Here is an 18,906-nt window from a genome sequence, read left to right as displayed (position 1 = left end):
GTCCAGGCAGCCTTTCGGTCAGGCGTTCTGCTGCAGCGCGTACCTGCGACAGTGCTCGAGGTATCCCGCCTCGTGCGAACCAGACAGATCGACCACGGCTTGCCAAAGCCAGGTCGGTGCATCGATCCCCGATCCGCGATGATCCAGAAGCGTGCGACGCCATGACGTGCGCTGCCCAGCGTCCATCTGTCGTGCGTGGGCCTTGCCGACGATAATGGCCAGATACCGAGCGGCCTTCACGGCTTGGCTCTCCGTAAACTGCTCAACCTCGAGCTTCATGTCCTGCGGAGCCAACTCCCGGATGAAGACCGATTTACCGAGCAGGCGAGCCGCGATCGTGCGCTCACCGAGATGCGGCGACAGCGCGCGGGCACCCGTGACGACGCGTTCGGCAGGATCGTTCGGCATCTCAGCCTGAGGGTCGATTGGCGCGGCGGGCGCGATCGCCTCGTTCAGGTCGACCAGCGCGAAGCTCTCGCGGCCCTTCGCCCCCTTTATGGCGATGATGCCGGCGTATCGGAGCAGTCCGAGCGAGCTGCAAGCCCTTCATCCAATAGGCTGCGTCGACCAGCCGGAGTCGCGATCGCGGTCCTTGCGATCCAGCGACAGGATGGCGCGCTTCACTTCCGGATCCGAGAACAGCTCGACAAGCGCCGATCGTTCTGCCGGCTCCAACGGCCAGAATTTCTTGCCGATCGGGATGGTCGGCTCCGTCCCGTTGACCCGCTCATTCGCGAGATGACGCCAACGCCGGCCCAGGGCGCGTCGCTTGACCACGCGGACGACTTCGGGCTCCGGTCCGAGATATCCCTCCTCACGATCGGCGAGAGCATGCTCGTAGCCATCGATCATCTCTTCGACCATTCGAGCAGTCGTCACCCCCGGCAAATCCGAACCCCGTGCTGCGGTCGTCAGCGATAGGCCCAGCCGGATTAGATCGTGTGCCGGATTGCCGATGACCGTCTGATCGAGATCCCAAATCTGGATCTCCACGTTGCCCTCGCCGTCATCTGTATCTCACCGTCGTGCGCGGCGCTGATGGGGTCCATCAGCCGGTTGTGAATCGGCCTGCAATGTTGACCCCGTTCGGGGCTGATCGGCGTGCAAAATTGACCCCCCTGAACTGAGCGGTTCACGCCCGGCGCTTTGCGCAGGAGCGGTCGGGGAGAATGCTGGTCGTGGAGACGGTGGCGCGCATCCGGCGCGAGTTCTACGTCAAGGGTAAGAGCATCAAGGAGATCGTGCGCGACCTGCGGGTGTCGCGGAACACGGTGCGCAAGGTGCTGCGGTCCGGCGAGACGGACTTCTCCTACGAGCGGACGGTGCAGCCGCTGCCGAAGCTTGGGCCATGGTCGGCGGATCTCGAGCGGCTGCTGGAGGCCAACGAGCGCAAGCAGCGGCGCGAGCGCCTGACGCTGGTCCGGGTGTACGAGGAGCTTCAGGGGCTAGGCTACCGTGGCGGCTACGATGCCGTTCGCCGCTATGCCACGGCATGGCAGCGTGAGCGGTCGGCGGTCACGGCGGCGGCCTACGTGCCGCTGAGCTTTGCGCCGGGCGAGGCCTACCAGTTCGACTGGAGCCATGAGGTCGTCGTCATGGCGGGCGTGACGACGACGGTGAAGGTCGCGCACATGCGGCTCTGCCACAGTCGGATGTTCTTCGTGCGGGCCTACCCGCGCGAGAGCCAGGAGATGGTGTTCGACGCCCACGACCGGGCGTTCGCCTTCTTCGGCGGCGCCTGTCAGCGCGGCATCTACGACAACATGAAGACCGCGGTGGACGCCATCTTCGTCGGTCGTGAGCGGCGCTACAACCGGCGCTTCCAGCAGATGTGCGGCCACTACCTGGTCGAGCCGGTGGCATGCACGCCGGCATCGGGCTGGGAGAAGGGGCAGGTCGAGAACCAGGTCGGGCTGGTGCGCGAGCGCTTCTTCACGCCGCGGCTGCGCTTCAGGAGCTACGACGAGCTCAACGCCTGGCTGCTCGACCGCTGCACCGTCCATGCCCAGCGTGCCGCGCATCCCGAGCTCAGGGACTGCACGGTCCAGCAGGTGTTCGAGGCGGCCGACCGGCCTGCGCTCATCGCCTACCGCGGACCCTTTGACGGCTTCCACGCCCTGCCAGCGGCGGTGTCGAAGACGCTGCTGGTCCGCTTCGACTACAATAAATACTCGGTGCACGCGAAGGCGGCGGGGCGCCCGGTCGAGGTGCACGCCTATGCCGAGCGCATCGTCATCCGGCAGGAGGGCGAGGTCGTCGGCGAGCATGCCCGGCGCTTCGGCCGCGACCAGACGGTCTACGACCCGTGGCACTATGTGCCCGTCCTGGCACGCAAGCCCGGCGCGTTGAGGAACGGCGCCCCCTTCAAGGACTGGCCGCTGCCGGTGGCGCTGGAACGCGTCAGGCGGAGGCTGGCGGGCCATGCCGACGGCGACCGCCAGATGGTGGGCATCCTGGCGGCGGTGACGACGGACGGGCTGGATGCCGTTGAGGCGGCCTGTGCCGAGGCGCTCGCCGGCGGCACCGTCAGCCGCGACGTCGTGCTCAACGTGCTCACCCGCCAGCGCCAGACCGCCGCTCCCGCCACCATCGCCACGCCCGAGGCTCTGCGGCTCGGCCGCGAGCCCGTCGCCGACTGCGCCCGCTACGACAGCCTGAGGAGGTCCTATGGAACGTCACGCCATCCTGGAGATGATGGGAACGCTGAAGCTCGTCGGCATGCGCCATGCCTATGACGAGGTCGTCGCCGATGCCGTGAAGCGGCAGCACTCCGCTCAGCGCGTCGTCGGCGACCTGCTCAAGGCCGAGATAGACGAGAAGCAGGCCCGCTCCATCCGCTACCAGATGACGACCGCCAAGCTGCCGCTCGCCAAGGAGCTCGCCGACTTCGACTTCGCCGGCACCGGCATCAACGAAGGCCTGGTCCGCGATCTCGGCACGGGTGCCTTCCTCGAGGCGCAGCGCAACGTCGTGCTGGTCGGCGGCACCGGGACGGGCAAGACGCATCTCGCCATCGCCATGGGGCGTGCCTGCGTCCGGGCCGGAGCGAGGGTCCGCTTCTACAACACCGTCGACCTCGTGAACCAGCTCGAGGCCGAGGCCCGTGCCGGGCGCCCTGGGCGCATCGCCGACCACCTGTCGCGGCTCGACCTCGTCATCCTCGACGAGCTTGGCTACCTGCCCTTCGCGCTCTCGGGCGGCCAGCTGCTCTTCCACCTCGTCAGCAAGCTCTACGAACGGACCTCAGTGGTGGTGACGACCAACCTTGCCTTCGGCGAGTGGCCCACGGTCTTCGGCGACGCCAAGATGACGACCGCGCTCCTCGACCGGCTCACCCACCACTGTGACATCGTCGAGACCGGCAACGAGAGCTGGCGCTTCAAGAACCGCGAAGCCGCCTGAAACCCTTCCCCCGGACCCCCATCCCCCGGGTTGACCCGGTGGGTCCACAGGCACCTCCCACGGCCGTCACCGCCTGCGCTCGTGGCGGCGCGCGGCGCCGGCCGTGGGGCCCTCCTGTGGACTACCGGGACAACCCGGCTGCCCATCAGAAAAGGGGGTCAAAGTTGCACGCCGATACGGGGTCAACTTCCCGAGCCGATTGACAGCCGGTCCCACACGCCTGCCTTTCGCCATCGATTGAAGCGGTTGTAGCAGGTGGTGCGCGGGCCATAGCGCTCGGGCAGGTCACGCCACGGCGCGCCGGATCGAAGCACCCAAAAGATGCCATTCAACACGCGCCGATCATCGACGCGCGGTACACCTCTAGGCTTGTTGGGCAGCAGCGGCTCGACCACGCGCCACTCGAAGTCGGTCAGATCATATCGGCTCATGCCGACGCTGAATCACGTCTGGGCAGGAGGCGAAAGACCATCCGTTCGATCTACGACCGAAAACGAAGGGGCACCGCCGCTCAACACATCCATGCATGTGTCGCCGGTGACAAACTGATAGTGAGCTACTGGCCCAAAAACATCTTTCCATGCTTCCGACTGGAGGCGCGCAAAGCGCGCTCCGTTCAAACGGTAGGCGAAATGTTCGGGCACCAAGCCTTCGTTCGGCGTCTCGTCTTCCTCGGTGCTTAGCGGCATCTCGTCGAGAAGACGCACAATGCAAGGTCGATCGAATGAGACCCGAAGTAATGCTTCATCATCGGGCATCCTGAAGTCGGCGCTTATGCCGTTGATCCGCAACTGGAAGGCAACAGATCGCTGCCGCTCGCCTTGAGCGCGACGCCCGTATTCAGTGGTTCATACCTCGGCATCACACCAAACTGCAGCACCCTACCGCCCGTCGCAACCAGCCCCGCGTCAGCGAGGGCGGCTTTATGGGTTCACAACCTAGTCCGAGCCTAGTCGCCTTCGCGCTCGAAGACTTTCTCGATCTTCCGACGCACTTGGTCGAGCTCAAGGGCTTGGTCAATTTCGCCTTTTTTGAAGACGGTCAGCGAGCTTCGCCTCAACCAGCGCCTTGGCGCGGTTGTCATGCCTGTCGACCAGATCGCAAGCCGCGCCCGCCGCCTGCGGATGTCGTTTAAGCATAACCAAGTGCCTGCAAATGGCAGCTTTTGGGTTTTATGCGGAGGATAAGCGCGGTCTGAACGCAGCTGCCTACGCCGTGTGGCGGGACTGAAGTACATCTTCGGCGATGTCGCCTGTACGGCGCAGCGCCTCGAGCTCCTCCTCCGTCTTGCGCTCAATTCCGGCGATTTCGTCGCGCGCGCCGTTCATGGCGAATACAAGTTCGTCGATCTTCATGTGCAGTGCGCGTTCGCTCAGCCGCTGCTGGTTGAGGACCATCTGCGTAAGGGTGATCGCCAAGACTGACAGAGCGAGCGTCAGCGTGTTTTCGGCGGAGGTGCCACCGATGATGAACCATGCCGCACAGACGACGGCGACGGTAAGGATTGAAAAGGGATGCCCCGCGAGATCGGCGCCCCATGCGGACACCCTGCACCCGAAATTGTAGAGCGTCTTCGCCACGGCCATTTCCTCGCTACTCTACCCGAGTACAAGAGTCCGTCTCACCAACGCTGTGTGGTGGAAAAGTTGTTGCAAGCGGGGGCGCGCGGCAAACACAGCCGCGTGCCCCACTGCCGCCTTGCTACTTGCCGGTCGACACGTTGCCCTTGAAGTCGAGCCCGACCTGGAACGTGTGGCCGTCCTTTTTCGCGGTGCCGCGCCACACCCCATGCTGATCCTTGGCCAGTACCGAAACATCGGTGAAGCCGGACTTAGCGATGTGCTCGCGTGCCTGCTTTTGGGTAAACGAGTTGGCGCCGCGGCGAGAGGAGCCGTCATCGACAGTATGGGCGGTCTTAATCGCGGAATTGTTCTTGGCCGGTGCCGTCTGGGCGAGCGCCGGGGCTGCCAGAATGGCCGTCCCAAGCAGCATTTTTGCTAGGATGCGCATGTTCAGTTCCTCTAACGTCCGTTCAGACGCGGTCGTAGCGAGCGCGCTCGGCGGCGATGTCGCTGTCCGTGTAGACTGGAGCCGCTTCGTCGAAGTTGCTCCAGCCCTGCGTCTCGTAAGCGTTACGGCGCTCGGCGACGTTGACCGTGCGACCGTCACCGAGGATGTTGCGCGCGGTCGGTGTTAGTAGCTCATCGACCTTGGCGGTGACGAGCGTGCCGCCGCGCCGGACGCCTTCGGCGTAGACGTGCGCATCAGTCTCCGGAACGCCGGCATGCGTCAGCGCACCGACCAGACCACCGGTCGCCGCACCGACTAAGCCACCGCCCACGGCACCCGCGGCGGTCGCCGCAAGCCATCCGGCTGCGACGACCGGGCCGATGCCTGGGATTGCAAGCAGGCCTAGCCCGGCGAGCAGCCCGCCGACGCCGCCGACGGTTGCGCCGATTTCGGCACCCTTACCGGCATCTTCCGCAGCAGGATCGGCGACGTCGCCGACGCGGCGGGTCCCGACCTGCTCTTGCTTGTCATGGCCGACAAGGCTGATGTCGCGGTGGGCGACCCCCGCCGCTTCCAGATCCTGCACCGCGCGGCGGGCGTCGTCGTAGTGGTCGAACAAGCCTGTAATGGTCTGTGTCATGGTAGGTCTCTCCAATGCCCGGACAACACTCGCCCGGATCCTGTTATTTTCGACTGCCGAGGTTCAGCGGGCCGTTCCGCGGACCACCAAATGGTAGAGCACAAGCACGACGATCGCGCCGATGACCGCGACGACGAGGCTGTAGATGTTCAGGCCGGTGACGCCTGCGGCGCCGAACTGGTTGAACAGGAAGCCGCCAACGACGGCGCCGACGACGCCGAGCACAATGTCGAGCAGCACGCCCTCACCAGACTTATTGACGATCTTGCTGCCAATAAAGCCGGCGACAAGACCCAGGATGATCCACGCGAGAATGGACATTGAGTTCTCCTTTCGGACCGGGCGAACCCCGGATGATGGAGAATTAGGGCTGCAAGCCGCCGTCCTAAAGATGCGCAGGCACCCGTTCGATAGGTGCATCGACACCAACCGGAGCGATTATTGCGCGGAATCCAGCCCAAGTTGATGTCCGCGATCGCGCGCCCAGATCACCGCTTCGGCCCGGCTGTGGACCCCGATCTTGGCGTAAAGCCTCGCGACATGGTTGCGTACCGTATTGCGCTTAAGGGACAGCGTGTCGGCGATCGCGTCGTCAGTCTTGCCTCTCGTGATCAGGGCCAGCACCTCGCGTTCGCGCGGGGTCAAGTCGACGGGCGGGTCGGAGGCGCCTGGCTTGGGCGCTCCCCCGCGCAGGGCGGCCATCCGGTCCATGATCTTCTGGCTGAGCCAGCTGGAGTCCTGCATCGCGCCTTCTATCGCCGCGATCAGGTCAAGCTCGGTGCGCTTGCGGTCGCTAATGTCCTGGAAGGCGGCGAGGATGCAGAACTGGCCGTTGATCGATACCGTCTCGGCCGAGGCGAGGCAGGTAACGAGCGTGCCGGTGCGCGTCTTCACCTGCAGCTCGTAGCCGCGGAACGAACCGCTCTCCGACACCTTCTTCTCGATCTCGCGCCGAGTCGCTGAACTCTCGAACAGTTCGATCTCGGCCGGTTTGCGGCCCACGACACTGTCATGCCCCCAGTCCGTGAGCGAGAGGAAGGCGTGGTTAACGTTAAGGATGCGATGTCCGTCGAGCGTCGTCAGCAGCATCGGTACCGGTGCGAAGCGAAAGGCGGTGGCGAAGCGCTCTTCGCTCTGGCGTAGCGCCATCTCGGCGCGTCGGCGCGGTTCGAGATCGGCGAAGGTAAAGATCATGCAGGGCTCGTTGTTTGCCATCTCCGCCGGATGCCCGGCGAGCAGCACGAGCTTTCTATCGCCATTCGGTATCGGAAGCTCTGCCTCTGTCTGCGGGATCGGATCGCCTTCCGCCAAGCGCGCCTTCGCTTTGTCCCGCTTGGCGGCCTGCGCAAGGATATCGAGGTCGTAGATCGAGCGTCCGACGATCTGGTCGCGTTCCCAACCAGACAGCTCGAGGAAGCCTTCGTTGACCCGCACATAGCGCAAGTCTAGCAGTCGTAGGATAAGCGCCGGCGCGGGGTTTGCATTAAACATGCTTTCGAAGCGCTCCTCGGCCTCGAATGCCTCAGTCGCGTCGCAGATGATGAGCACCAGGCAATCGGGGGCGCCGTCGCGATCCAGCACGAAACCGCGTTCGCGGTGGACCCAGTCGCGCTGTTCCCGATCGGCTTTGCGTACGGTTAGGACAACGTCCTCGAACGCCTCGCCGCGGCACAGCCGTGCCATTGGATAGGCCGTTTTGGGCAGTGGTTGCCCGTCTCTGAGTCGCAGGTCGAAGCGGTCCTGATAGGCCCCGACCGTGTCGCCAAGATCCGAAGCGTCGCCGCAACCGTGCATGGCGAGCGCCGCAGAATTTGCCCATACGATGCGCCCGTCCGGTTCGATCAGAACAACGCCATCACTCAGACCCTCGACAATGCGGTGAAGCTGAGCGCGATCGGGTTGCTCCTTCGATCGCGCGCCGTCTGTCGGATTCACCATTCTCACGCTCCAGGCACACATTCAGCGCTACCGCGGATAGCGCCGAGACCTATGACACCACAACTCTGAGTAGACGCTCGCGCGGGAGGGTGCTGTCAGACCAAATGCATCGCCCATGTCCAAGCTTTTCGTCGGCTTCCTCAGCTCCGCGCAGTTGACCGCGCTCCACGCCGCCGGTCACGCGGTCGAGCAGTTCGCGCTGTCCGAGACGCAGAAGGTGGTCGCAACCCTCAAGACGACCTCGATCGGCGCCACCGTCACCGCCGACATCAAGGCGCTGGAGGACTCGACCCTCATTGGCGCCGAGAAGTTCGAGCAGGTGGTGGCGAACACCGCGCCGCTCGTCCTGCCCTATGTCACAGGTGGCGGGCTGGCTTCACTCGCGGCCGATGCCGGCGACGTCGCGCGCGAGCTGGTTCAGTCGCTCTACAACGATGCGGCCACGGCGCTGAAGACGGCCGCCGCGTCGGCGGCCGTCGCCGCATGAGCATCCGCCACATTATCGATAGGAGCACCGCAATGACCGTTCGCGCGAAATTCAACTGCTTTGCCGTCCTCAAGTAGGAGGTCGGCGAAGGCCGAGTGGTGAAGTTCCATACCGTCTACTCGGAAGAGGTCCAGTCCGAAGACGGCCGCTTCACCAAGGCCTCTCCATGGAGATCTCTCGAGATGCTCATCGACAATCCCGATGCCGCACTGCAGTTCGAAGTCGGCAAGTCGTACTATCTCGATTTCACGCCGACAACATGATCCGAGCAGCGGAGGGGCGCTATCGCTCCTCCGCCAGCGCGGCGTCGATCATAACAGCCCAGTACAGGGGGCCGCTCGGCCGAATAGGGCTGGGATTTCGGTCCAGCTTCTCGGCGGCGGCAAGCCTCATTCCTTTCGTCGGCTCGCACATAGCCGCGACCTCTGCCCGCGCCTCCGGCACATAGCTAACCCACATAGGCCTGCCGTCCATCCTGATGTTCTCGCCATGCCCGTCGTGCCGGCAGAGCGCGCGCGCCACCCGCTCGATCATGGTCTGCTCGGTCATCACGCGCCTTCTGCCAGCGCAACGTCAATCATGGCACTCCAGATCTGCGTCGCTGAATGACTGCCCGGCTTGTGCCCATTCGGCAAGCCATTCCCCATCAGGTCGGTGGGATGCCGTATGAAAATGGGGACCGAGCGCGCCTAAAGGGCAAAGGAGCGCCAGTCTAAATCGCGACCTGGAGTGATTTCATGCCCTCCTGAATAATTGCCGGCCACCTTGCATAAAATAATACTACCCGCTCGATCATTGTTAGTTCAATCATTTATCTTTCTCGTCGAGCGCAGCATCGATGGATCGGCGCCAAATGTCTTGTTGCGCAGCTGGAATGTCATCATACGAGCGGATCATTTCGCCGGCAGGTTCGCGCATTTCCGTGATCACCATGCGATCCTTATCTTTGTAGGCGATCACTGGGGAAACCCCTCGGGCACGTTGAAGTGAACTGTTCCTAAATCGATGCGGGCACCGACATCCGGGTGCTTGCCGTCTGCCACACATAAAATTTGGGCGACACGCTCGATCATGCTCGGTTCGGTCATAGTCTCACTTTCGACAGCGCGACGTCGACGCTGAATATGGCCCACACCTCGCTCGCGGTCCAGCGAGCCTGCCTTCATCTGCGACCTAATCCCAGCGGCAGCGGGGTCCCTCCGCTCCTCCGCTGCTCTTGATAGGTCACGACGAGATATAACTAACTACTTGTAAAGCTGTCGGTCTATCTTTTAGCGCTGTTCGTCGCCGTCCACGGGGAGCCGGCGATCGAGAGGGCCGTATGACCAGCCCAGCAATAACGCGCTTCAAGCGCTTCGAACTGACGCTCGAGCAAGGTCGACGTGAGGAGACCGTTCTAGGGCTCGAGGTTCGTATCGCCAACGGTGCCTTGCAAGGAGGTTCCCAGATCATCGAGGCGCACCCGGCATCAGGGGAAATCGTAGTCTAGGTTGTCCCCGGGGGGCGACGCGCGCAGTTGCTGTGGAGCTGGGGCCGGAACATGCTCGCGGTCCGCAGCGCGCAACGGTCCAGGAGTTTCTTGGCATTTCGTTTTCGATTTCGAACAAGCCTGCGCTCTCGACTCCTATCGACAGCGAGGTCGTTGCAGAGAGGGCGTGCGAAGTGCGATTGGCCAAAAAGGCCGTTCGAATGATGGTTCCCATGGACTTGCGGGCAGCGGTTTAACTCACGCGTTTTGCTACGATTGCTCCCGCCCCTAGGCCGATCGCAGCGCCGACGCCGATATCGGTTAGATAATGTTTACCGCGAGGAAGCTGAATCAGTCCGATGCCGATCGCGAGCGTCGTCGCAATCGTAAGATGTTCTGGATATTCACTTGTATACGCACGCGCGACCGCAACTGCGCCAGCGGTGTGGCCGGACGGGAAGGAGTTGAGCTCCGTATCGTGGCTCTTGCCCTGCTCAAACCGATAGGGGCCACCATCCACCGGCACATGCGGACGTGTCCGATCGATGTGATGTTTTAGAAAGCTCTTTGCCTTTGTCGCGAGCCACTCAGCCGCCAGCATCCTTATACCGGCACGCATTAGTTTCGCATCGCCTCCGACGATGCCGAGAACGGCGGTTGCAGCACTTAAGGTGTAAAGCTGAGGCTGGTCGGCAAGCTCGCTGACCCTCCCCAACGCTCGAACTACGGGGTGATCCCGCCAGCCCGCCGCGCTGCGTGCGAGCCTGAGATCGGCCTTTTCGACCGAATGCCTTTTTTTGGCTTTGGCCGAGGGGCGAGTGGTCTTTGGCATTAAAAGGCGCACCCCCTCACCACGCTTGTTGGGCCCGGCTTAATTGCGACGTCCATTGTTTTGATACGGCGCACGGTCAAGCAGGCACGGGCCCGCAGCGATTGCGTTGGTAGCTTTGACCCGTGTCCTCTCCTGCCGGGAGTTCGATCATGCCCGCGCTCGCCTGCCCGAATTGTCATTCGCTGCTTCCTTTCGAAGCGACGGCGTGTGCGACTTGCAGTCATCCGGTCGCCTTCGATCCAGACGGTGGCGCGTTCCTGCATTTCCGATCGGCAGCGGGGTGGCTCAGTCTAAGCGGAAAGCGCTTCGCGGGCTTGCCTTGCGGCAATAAGCGGCTGGGCGTGTGCAACTGGTTGGCTGCTGGCGGCGGCAACTCGCTCTGCCGTTCGTGCCGACACAATCGAACCATTCCGCCGCTTTCTGTGCCCGGCGTGCTTGAACGATGGAAGCGGGTCGAGGAGGCCAAGCGTCGGCTTATATATCAATTGAGCAGGCTCGGACTGCCGCTCGACGCGGGGCCATCGCCCGGCGGGCTTGTCTTCGACCTCTTATACGATCCATCCGCTGAAGGCGGTTTCAGCCCAGAAGTGCTGACCGGACACGCGGGCGGCGTGATCACGCTCAATCTCATTGAAGCTGACGACGCCGCGCGGGAGCGTATCCGCGCCGCGATGGGAGAGCCGTATCGGACGTTGCTCGGTCATTTTCGGCACGAGGTAGCACATTATTATTGGCACCGGTTGGTGGAAGCGTCGCCGGATCTGCCGCGGTTTCGCTCGGTGTTCGGCGACGAGCGCACGGACTATGCCACCGCCCTTGCTGCGCATTACCGAAGGCCGCCGGAGAGCTGGTCCGACCGTTATATATCGGCTTATGCTGCTGCGCATCCGTGGGAGGATTTCGCTGAGACCTTCGCCCATTATCTGCACATCGTCGACGTGCTGGCGACGGCCCGCGACCTTCACGTCACGGTCGAGCGGCCCAGTGAGGGTGTGACCCAAATCAGCTTCGATCCGCATGTTGCCGATGCGGCAACGCTGATCGGATGCTGGATACCGTTTGCCTCGTCGCTGAATGCGATCAATCGTAGTATGGGCCTCCCGGATCTCTATCCTTTTTCGCTGACACCAACGATCGCCTTTAAGCTAGATTTCGTCATTCGGCTTGTAGCCTTCACCGCCGGACGTTGGACACCAGGCGACGCAGAGGCCGCCGATTTGAAGGCCATGGCAGCGTCGCTTACCGCCGGGTTGACGGGCTAGGCGCGTACAATCGAAAGGGTGTTGGCGCCCGCCATGATGCCGCTGAACGGCGGCGTTGCCTTTGGCGGCAGCTATCGGCAGGATGCTGTCAGACCAAATGCACCGCTCGGTAAGGAGGGCTAGATGCCTCGTCCTTGCAAGCCACAGAGCCCGTTCCGCTACTTCAATTCGTCACCCGAGGTGATCCGCCTCGTGGTGATGATGTATGTGCGGTTCCCGCTGTCGCTGCGGAACGTCGAGGACCTGCTATTCGAGCGCGGGATCGACATCTGCTACGAGATGGTGCGGCATTGGTGGAACCGCTTCGGTCCGATATTTGCAGGCGATATCCGTCTGCAGCGGGTGTCTCGCATGATGCGCGCGCGCCAGGAGGCAGAAGAGGCTTTGGAAAAGGGCGCGATCGCCGGCGAGAAGCTGATGGCCGCAACGCCTGCTTGATACGGCACAAGCATGCAGCTCCGCGCAGACGTCCCGCCGCACCCTCCCTAAGAACACGGCGGAACGTCACCTCGGTAGATTAACCGCCGTGGGAATCATGCCGTAGCACGCCCGCGATCGATCGGGAATGGCGGCGCACCCCGCCATCTGGGGGAGACGGCTGAGCACTTCCCCTGAGCCTGGGGGAGAACCCAAGGGGCAACCCGAGCTTTGCATCAGCTCCGGCTAAATCACTGATTTGTTTTACAGCCTTCCTTGGATTGCTGCGAAATCCTCTTGCCCGATCGGAGATCTGAATGATCGACTGGAAGGGCATCGCCCAGCCAGCGCTGGCGCGCGCCGGATTCTACGCGGGCGCGATCGACGGAGACGATGGGCGGCAGACCTATACGGCGCTGTTCGCCGATGCTGCCCAGCGGCCGGCCGTAGTTGCAGGAGCGGGAACAAGCCGCCGCCGGGATGGTTAAAGGATCGATCGCGCCACTTGGCGTGATCTATGTTTCACCAGCAGCCCCGGGCCTCCGGACGCGCCCACCGCAAGGGGGAGGTGAGCAAGGCTGTCCGCCGGCTCGAACAGGCGGATGGCTCCATGAACAAGATCAGCGCGGAAATCGGAAAAACGATCGGAGGCAACGGCGGCGAGCTGCATCAGCAGGCTACCAGCACCGAGGATCGGCTGACCACCAACCACGGCGTGCCGGTTTCCGACAACCAGAACTCGCTCAAGGCGGGCCCGCGCGGGCCTTCGCTCCTCGAGGATTTTGTCCTTCGCGAAAAGATCCACCACTTCGATCACGAGCGTATCCCGGAGCGGATTGTCCACGCCCGCGGCTCGGGCGCGCACGGCTACTTCGAGCTGACCAAGTCGCTCGCCGACTACACCACTGCCAAGATCCTGACCGAGGTCGGCGAGAAGACCGAGCTGTTCACGCGCTTCTCCACCGTCGCCGGAGGAGCCGGGTCGGTCGACACCCCGCGCGACGTGCGCGGCTTCGCGGTCAAGATGTACACCAAGGAGGGCAATTGGGACCTGGTAGGCAACCACATCCCGGTGTTCTTCATCCAGGACGCGATCAAGTTTCCCGACCTCATCCACTCGGTTAAGATGGAGGCCGATCGCGGCTATCCGCAGGCCGCAAGCGCCCATGACACGTTCTGGGACTTCATCGGGCTGACGCCTGAGTCCACCCACATGATCATGTGGGCGATGAGCGACCGGGCGATCCCGCGTTCACTCAGGATGATCGAGGGCTTCGGGGTCAACACCTTCCGGCTGGTCAACGCCGATGGCGTAGCGACTTTCGTCAAGTTCCACTGGCGCCCGAAGCTGGGCCTGCAGTCCACCTGCTGGGACGAGGCGGTCAAGATCGCCGGCGCCGATCCCGATTTCCACCGCCGCGATCTCTTCGACGCGATCGACGGAGGCGACTTCCCTGAGTGGGAGTTCGGTGTTCAGCTGCTCACCGAGGACGAGGCGGCGGAGCTGCCGTTCGACATTCTCGATGCGACCAAACTGATCCCAGAAGAGCTGTACCCGGTGCAGATCGTCGGCCGCATGGTGCTGGATCGCAACGCGACCAACTTCTTCGCCGAGACCGAGCAGGTCGCGTTCCTGCCCACGAACGTACCGCCGGGCATCGACTTCTCGGAGGATCCGCTGCTCCAAGGGCGCCTGTTCTCTTATCAGGACACGCAGCTGTCGCGCCTTGGCAGCGTCAACTTCCACCAACTGCCGATCAACCGCGCCAAGGGCTGCCCGGTAATGAACATGCAGCGCGACGGCCACATGCAGATGGAGGTGCCCGCCGGCCGCGCCAACTACGAGCCGAACACGCTCGCGAAGATCGGCGAGGTGAGCGGCCCGCGCGAGAGCCTGACCACCGGCTTCAAGACCTTTCCCGCGCCGGTGTCCGAGACGAAGGTGCGCGTCCGTGCCGAGACCTTCGCCGACCATTACAGTCAGGCACGGCTGTTCTTCCGCTCGCAGACCGCGCCCGAGCAGGCGCATCTTGCAAGCGCGCTCGTGTTCGAGCTGTCCAAGGTGACGTTCGATCACATTCGCGAGCAGGTGATCGGCAACTTGCGTAACGTCGACGAGACGCTGGCCCAGCGCGTCGCGGACGGGCTCGGCCTGGCCCAGGTGCCGGAAAAGACGGCGGCGGCCGCCGAGCCGCAGGACATGGACCTGTCGCCGGCGCTGCGGATCGTCGGCAAATACCCGGAGACGCTGGAGGGACGCACCGTCGGCATTCTCGTTGCCGATGGTAGCGACAGTGCCACGGTGGACGCGATCAAGAACGCGGTGATCGCCGCGGGTGCCAAGCCCAAGGTGATCGCGCCGAAACTCAACGTGAAGCTCGACGAGGGCGATCCAACGCTGATCGACGGACAGCTTGCTGGCTCGCCATCGGTGATGTTCGACGCGATAGCGGTCGTGCTGTCGGACGCAGGGGTCAAGACCCTGCTCAAGGACGGCGCCGCGATCGATTACGTGAAGGATGCGTTCGGTCACCTCAAGGCCATCGGTTTTTCGTCCGATGCCAAACCGCTGCTCGACAAGGCCGGCGTCGAGCCGGATGCGGGGGTGATCGAGCTGACCGGCAAGGAAACGACGGCGTTCATCGAGCAGGCTAAGACCCGCCAGTGGGATCGCGAGCCGAACGTTCGCCTGCTCGCCTAACGACTAACCGACGACGTCACACCCGAAGGAGCATCACCATGGCTGACATCACCACGTTGCAGGAACTCTACGTTGACGAGCTGAAGGACCTCTGGTCGGCCAACGACCAGATGGCGAAGGCGCTCAAGAAGATCGTCAAACAGGCGACGAATGACAAGCTGAAGGACCTGCTTCAGAAGTCTCAGGACGGCATTGCCGCCCACACGGACATTCTGAAGGGCCTTATCGAACGGCAGGACGAGAAGCTCAAGAAGGAGCATTGCAAGGGTATGGAAGGCCTCGTCACGGAGGCGCTCAAGCACACTGTCGAAGAGGCGCCAGCGTCCGGTCCGGTGCTCGATGCCGCGATCATCGCCCAATACCAGCGCATGACCCACTACGGCATAACCGGATTCGGCACTGTGGCGGCTTTCGCCAAGGCGTTGAAGCTGGAGGACGATGCCGGCAAGCTCGAAGCCGCGGTCAAGGACATGCACCGCGGTGACGACGTGATGAGCGAACTTGCCGAGTCCGCGGTCAACGTGGAAGCTGTCGACGCGTGAGCGGGCGGCGCGAGTTGGCCGTCGAGGCCTACTCGCGCCATCCTAGTTCAGTTCCGCGAGCGCGCCATGGCAGAAACAGATAAAGACTGGGTAGACCGATGGCTCGACGCCGTGCGCGATGGGACCGCCACGATGAGCCAGCGTTCCCGAACGTCGATCGACACGCACGGCGGACTGGATGTGGCGATAGCCGCCGCGAAGGCACGAGGCGTCCACCTTGTGCAACTCACCGATGACAAAGGGCGCTTGTTAGTCGCGGCCAGCCTTGAGCCGTTCGAGACGCTTTGCTGACCGGACGATCGAGCGTTCACCCTTTGCCGACATCCTAGGCACCGAACTCCCGGAATGCCAAGCGCACCTCGGCAGCGCGATCGTCAGCCTCGATGTCGACCGACAGGCCGATCAGGGCCGCCAGAGCGGCATCATCCCGATCTTCCGGGCTGGGAGCACCCCGCTGCGGTATCGGAGCCGGCCTGCTTCTCGCCTGCGCTGTTCTCCGCATCTTCGGCGGCGACGAAGATGTCGGTCCGTTCGATGCCATATTCCTGCACGAGCCGGTTGATCGTCATCTCGGCCTCACGGCGGGTCTTGAAGTTGGCCTTCAACGCGGTGCTCATCAGATGTTCTCCTAATCACCAGCCGATGCGCGACGCCCAATTCCGCGCCAATAGCTCGTCAGATATCAAGATGGGGAAGGCCCGGTCTCAGTGGCGAGGCGTCGGGCAGCTTTGGGCTATTAGGCCCCAGACGCAAACAGCCGCCTAGTTGCAACCGTTTAACTCGCCAGGCTTTGATCCTAGAATAGCATTGCCTCACCAATCACCAGACGGATGTCTGGCGACGCGTGGTTCAGACCGGCAATCGCTAGGAGATCGAATTGCAAAGTCTTTGTTGGGCGCCATGCGGTCGAGAAAGCCGCCAGCGCAATGGTCTTGTCCTCAGATGGGTCATCGTCACGTTGAAGCGACAGTGCAGCAAATGTGGATATGTGGTCGGTCAGCTTATATCGAAGCGTACCGATGCCGCTGTAGGTCAGGTGCTGCCCACCCCCAGACTGGTTCGCTGCGGCGTCTGCCCGGCCGGTAAAAGAAACTGCGACTGTTTCGGTGAGATCATATTGTACGGCACAATCATTCCCGCCGACCACGTTCCAGAGCCAACTGGATAACGGCCAGTCGGCGCCGAGACGAAGGTCTGGACGCCAGCGGAAAAGCGCTTGCCCTCTTCGCCCGTTAAATGTTCGCGGATCGCGAACGTAACATCGCCAGTGCCATGCAGCGTATCAACGTCGCCGGTCGTCTTATCGCGCATCCGATCATAGCCGAACGCGGTCCATCCGAGTTGCACCTCTCGGTGTCTTTGCCGATGCCGAGGCGCGTGAGGAAGTCTGCCGCAACGATGCGGTCCTCCCGCTGATCTGCCTCCCGTCGCGCTGCCAGTCGGCGAACGAGTATTCGACGTGCAGCTGACCTGTTTCGGTCGTACAGCTTGATCCCCCAATGCTTGGCCGGGTTGGACAGAAACGGGGGATTGTCGTCGGCCAAGGCGGGCGAAGCCGCCAGAAACGCCGTCGCGAGCGACGTCGCTATCCAAAATTGCGAAGCCATTTCATCCCCCGAGCGGCTTCTGTTCGCTACGCTTGTTCGAGGCCACAGCACTATCGACCGGAACATTCGCGTAGTGTCCGCAGGATATGGAAACGAATAAACGGCGGATTTCAGCGCGTAAATTAAGCCCGGCGCTCCGTCCGAATTTGGCGCGTGAACCGACAGTCCGCTATGGGTCTACAGCCTAGATCGTAGCCCCGAAGCGCGGTCGGAGCGCCTTAACCTTTTTAGCGAACACCGCTCGCCTCGTTGAACGATTGTTTTCGGGCGGGCTGTGAGCCGGGTCGCCCACCGGTGCAGACCGAAATAGCAAAGAAGCCGCATGTCATTCCCCCCGGTTGACCGGCCGACGATATGCGAAAGTGGAGCGCGCTAACAGGAGCACCCGTCAGCGCGCTCCGCCCCCGCTCATTATTGCCAGCGAACGGGTGCCGGCATCCCATCAACGATCTCGCTCGCGACGCCTTTAGCTCGCTGGAGACCATACCATGTCGATTGAACAAGTGCGCGTGGCGGGAGCGTCGCCGCGTGGATAATCTGCATCGCCTGCCCGCTCCCGGCGGTGCTTCGCCTCGTGCGCTTCCGCGGTCGGCATCTCGACGGCTTGTGGGGCACCGTGTGCCTGTTGGCGGTCGACCGACTGACCTTTCTGACCCACATCTCAGTGGAGGCATCGCTGGGCCGCCATCGCCCTCGCCCTGACGATGGCCTATCTCTCGACCAGGTATCAGCGCCATCTCCCTGAAGGCGTCGAGCCCGCGAAACAGACGGTACAGCATGTCGCCACCGGCTTCTCGTGGTCGGCGACGCCGCTGACGGTCCTCAACCTTCTTGTGGGAAGCGCACTGGTGACGTGGCTCAAGCTGCGCCCGAAGATGGCCGAGATTGAACAGACGGCGGATGATCGCTTGCTCCGACGTTGACGACCTGCGTCGAGCAGCTCTAGCGTAAACTCGACGAGGAGCGGCAGATCGCTGCATCCGACCGGCGTTCGCTGGAGCAGAAACTCGAGGCTGAGCGCCAGCGTCACGAGGCGGAAATCGGGCTGCAGCGCCACCGCTCAAATAATTCCGACCAATGCCTCGATGCCATGATTCTATTGTTCAAGAATGCCGATGAGCTGCCAGACAAGGTAAAGCGGGCGATCGCGTCCGTCAAAGAGATGCGCGCGCCAGAAGGCAGAAGAGGCTTTGGGAAAGAGCGCGATCGCCGGCGCGAAGCTGATGACCGCAACGTCTGCTTGATACGGCACAAGCAGGGCTCTGAGCAGACGTCCCGCCGCACCCTCCCTAAGAACACGGCGGGACGTCATCTCGGTAGATTAACGGCCGTGGGAATCACGCCGTAGCACGCCCACGAGCGATCGGGAATGGCGGCGCACCCCGCCATCTGAGGAGACGGCGGGGCACGTCCCCTCGAGCCTGGGGGAGAACCCGAGGGGCGCCCCGAGCTTAGCATCAGCTTCGGCTAAGTCACTGATTTGTTTGGTTGCCTTCCTTAGATTGCCGCGAATCCTTTTACCTGATCGAGATCTGAATGATCGACTGGAAGGGTATCGCCCAGCCAGCGCTTTCGCGCGCCGGCTACGATGCGGGCGCGA

At 63.0% G+C, this 18,906-nt stretch carries 23 protein-coding genes and 2 pseudogenes; 11 read left to right on the top strand and 14 right to left on the bottom strand.

All coding sequences use genetic code 11. The annotated features are described in order from the left end of the window. Positions 1–18 precede the first annotated feature (18 nt). Both K8P63_RS20995 and K8P63_RS20990 read right to left on the bottom strand, forming a co-directional pair. Complete coding sequence (locus K8P63_RS20995) at positions 19–498, bottom strand: DUF2252 family protein (RefSeq protein ID WP_398288855.1); 480 nt, start codon at positions 496–498, stop codon at positions 19–21. Positions 499–546: 48 nt separating this feature from the next. Further along, complete coding sequence (locus K8P63_RS20990) at positions 547–993, bottom strand: DUF2252 family protein (RefSeq protein WP_223798926.1); 447 nt, start codon at positions 991–993, stop codon at positions 547–549. Between the two features lie 176 nt (positions 994–1,169). On the opposite strand from K8P63_RS20990, the gene istA reads away from it, so the two are divergent. Both istA and istB read left to right on the top strand, forming a co-directional pair. Beyond that, complete coding sequence (gene istA / locus K8P63_RS06060; protein WP_223796967.1) at positions 1,170–2,735, top strand: IS21 family transposase; 1,566 nt, start codon at positions 1,170–1,172, stop codon at positions 2,733–2,735. Next, on the top strand, positions 2,668–3,402 hold the full coding sequence (gene istB / locus K8P63_RS06055; protein WP_223796966.1) for an IS21-like element helper ATPase IstB: 735 nt from the start codon (positions 2,668–2,670) through the stop codon (positions 3,400–3,402). Before istA ends, istB begins: the two co-directional genes overlap by 68 nt. Positions 3,403–3,605: 203 nt before the next feature. On the opposite strand, the pseudogene K8P63_RS06050 reads toward istB, so the two are convergent. The 7 genes and pseudogenes from K8P63_RS06050 to K8P63_RS06020 all read right to left on the bottom strand — a co-directional run. Continuing rightward, a pseudogene (locus tag K8P63_RS06050) lies at positions 3,606–3,833 on the bottom strand (IS5 family transposase); the annotation flags it as partial. Between the two features lie 12 nt (positions 3,834–3,845). Further along, on the bottom strand, positions 3,846–4,160 hold the full coding sequence (locus K8P63_RS06045; RefSeq protein ID WP_223798925.1) for a hypothetical protein: 315 nt from the start codon (positions 4,158–4,160) through the stop codon (positions 3,846–3,848). 450 nt (positions 4,161–4,610) lie between these two features. After that, positions 4,611–4,982, bottom strand: a complete 372-nt coding sequence (locus K8P63_RS06040) for a low affinity iron permease family protein (protein ID WP_223798924.1) — start codon at positions 4,980–4,982, stop codon at positions 4,611–4,613. A gap of 121 nt (positions 4,983–5,103) precedes the next feature. Beyond that, positions 5,104–5,412 (bottom strand): hypothetical protein, encoded by a 309-nt coding sequence (locus K8P63_RS06035; RefSeq protein WP_223798923.1) that lies wholly within the window; start codon positions 5,410–5,412, stop codon positions 5,104–5,106. Positions 5,413–5,434: 22 nt separating this feature from the next. Further along, the gene (locus K8P63_RS06030) at positions 5,435–6,052 is read right to left on the bottom strand and encodes a general stress protein (RefSeq protein ID WP_223798922.1); all 618 of its coding nucleotides are present in this window, start codon (positions 6,050–6,052) and stop codon (positions 5,435–5,437) included. Positions 6,053–6,115: 63 nt separating this feature from the next. Then, on the bottom strand, positions 6,116–6,373 hold the full coding sequence (locus K8P63_RS06025; protein ID WP_223798921.1) for a GlsB/YeaQ/YmgE family stress response membrane protein: 258 nt from the start codon (positions 6,371–6,373) through the stop codon (positions 6,116–6,118). Between the two features lie 117 nt (positions 6,374–6,490). Further along, the gene (locus K8P63_RS06020; RefSeq protein WP_223798920.1) at positions 6,491–7,990 is read right to left on the bottom strand and encodes a helix-turn-helix transcriptional regulator; all 1,500 of its coding nucleotides are present in this window, start codon (positions 7,988–7,990) and stop codon (positions 6,491–6,493) included. Between the two features lie 115 nt (positions 7,991–8,105). On the opposite strand from K8P63_RS06020, the gene K8P63_RS06015 reads away from it, so the two are divergent. Beyond that, positions 8,106–8,477 carry a hypothetical protein gene (locus tag K8P63_RS06015; protein ID WP_223798919.1) on the top strand — a complete coding sequence of 124 codons (372 nt, stop codon included), beginning with the start codon at positions 8,106–8,108 and terminating at the stop codon, positions 8,475–8,477. Positions 8,478–8,575: 98 nt separating this feature from the next. Continuing rightward, positions 8,576–8,740 carry a hypothetical protein gene (locus tag K8P63_RS06010; protein ID WP_223798918.1) on the top strand — a complete coding sequence of 55 codons (165 nt, stop codon included), beginning with the start codon at positions 8,576–8,578 and terminating at the stop codon, positions 8,738–8,740. Positions 8,741–8,759: 19 nt separating this feature from the next. On the opposite strand, the gene K8P63_RS06005 is transcribed toward K8P63_RS06010, so the two are convergent. From K8P63_RS06005 to K8P63_RS05995, 3 genes are all read right to left on the bottom strand, one after another. Further along, the gene (locus tag K8P63_RS06005) at positions 8,760–9,026 is read right to left on the bottom strand and encodes a hypothetical protein (RefSeq protein WP_223798917.1); all 267 of its coding nucleotides are present in this window, start codon (positions 9,024–9,026) and stop codon (positions 8,760–8,762) included. 258 nt (positions 9,027–9,284) lie between these two features. Next, positions 9,285–9,437: a hypothetical protein gene (locus K8P63_RS06000; protein WP_223798916.1), complete on the bottom strand. Its 153-nt coding sequence runs from the start codon at positions 9,435–9,437 to the stop codon at positions 9,285–9,287. Positions 9,438–10,198: 761 nt separating this feature from the next. After that, the gene (locus tag K8P63_RS05995) at positions 10,199–10,777 is read right to left on the bottom strand and encodes a phosphatase PAP2 family protein (RefSeq protein WP_223798915.1); all 579 of its coding nucleotides are present in this window, start codon (positions 10,775–10,777) and stop codon (positions 10,199–10,201) included. A 149-nt stretch (positions 10,778–10,926) separates the two neighbouring features. Between K8P63_RS05995 and K8P63_RS05990 the strand changes: the two genes are divergently transcribed. The 6 genes and pseudogenes from K8P63_RS05990 to K8P63_RS05965 all read left to right on the top strand — a co-directional run bounded on the left by K8P63_RS05990 (position 10,927) and on the right by K8P63_RS05965 (position 15,990). Further along, entirely contained in the window at positions 10,927–12,039 is a 1,113-nt protein-coding gene (locus tag K8P63_RS05990) for a zinc-binding metallopeptidase family protein (protein WP_223798914.1), read from the top strand. 123 nt (positions 12,040–12,162) lie between these two features. Beyond that, positions 12,163–12,408 (top strand): annotated as a pseudogene (locus K8P63_RS05985) (IS6 family transposase); the annotation flags it as partial. 365 nt (positions 12,409–12,773) lie between these two features. Next, a complete protein-coding gene (locus tag K8P63_RS05980; protein WP_223798912.1) occupies positions 12,774–12,944 on the top strand; it encodes a hypothetical protein in 171 nt (56 codons plus the stop codon). 122 nt (positions 12,945–13,066) lie between these two features. After that, a complete protein-coding gene (locus K8P63_RS05975) occupies positions 13,067–15,157 on the top strand; it encodes a catalase (protein WP_223799753.1) in 2,091 nt (696 codons plus the stop codon). 38 nt (positions 15,158–15,195) lie between these two features. Then, positions 15,196–15,699 (top strand): YciE/YciF ferroxidase family protein, encoded by a 504-nt coding sequence (locus K8P63_RS05970; protein WP_223798911.1) that lies wholly within the window; start codon positions 15,196–15,198, stop codon positions 15,697–15,699. 66 nt (positions 15,700–15,765) lie between these two features. Continuing rightward, the gene (locus K8P63_RS05965; protein ID WP_223798910.1) at positions 15,766–15,990 is read left to right on the top strand and encodes a hypothetical protein; all 225 of its coding nucleotides are present in this window, start codon (positions 15,766–15,768) and stop codon (positions 15,988–15,990) included. 131 nt (positions 15,991–16,121) lie between these two features. On the opposite strand, the gene K8P63_RS05960 is transcribed toward K8P63_RS05965, so the two are convergent. Both K8P63_RS05960 and K8P63_RS05955 read right to left on the bottom strand, forming a co-directional pair. Next, entirely contained in the window at positions 16,122–16,316 is a 195-nt protein-coding gene (locus tag K8P63_RS05960) for a hypothetical protein (protein WP_223798909.1), read from the bottom strand. Between the two features lie 415 nt (positions 16,317–16,731). Further along, positions 16,732–17,010, bottom strand: a complete 279-nt coding sequence (locus K8P63_RS05955) for a hypothetical protein (protein ID WP_223798908.1) — start codon at positions 17,008–17,010, stop codon at positions 16,732–16,734. Positions 17,011–18,010: 1,000 nt separating this feature from the next. Here K8P63_RS05955 and K8P63_RS05950 point away from each other — a divergent pair. Continuing rightward, positions 18,011–18,229 carry a hypothetical protein gene (locus K8P63_RS05950; protein ID WP_223798907.1) on the top strand — a complete coding sequence of 73 codons (219 nt, stop codon included), beginning with the start codon at positions 18,011–18,013 and terminating at the stop codon, positions 18,227–18,229. The last annotated feature ends 677 nt before the right edge of the window (positions 18,230–18,906 follow it).

This window comes from Sphingomonas nostoxanthinifaciens, assembly GCF_019930585.1.
Classification (GTDB): Bacteria; Pseudomonadota; Alphaproteobacteria; order Sphingomonadales; family Sphingomonadaceae; genus Sphingomonas_I; species Sphingomonas_I nostoxanthinifaciens.
This window is presented reverse-complemented; position numbering and strand designations above follow the sequence as displayed.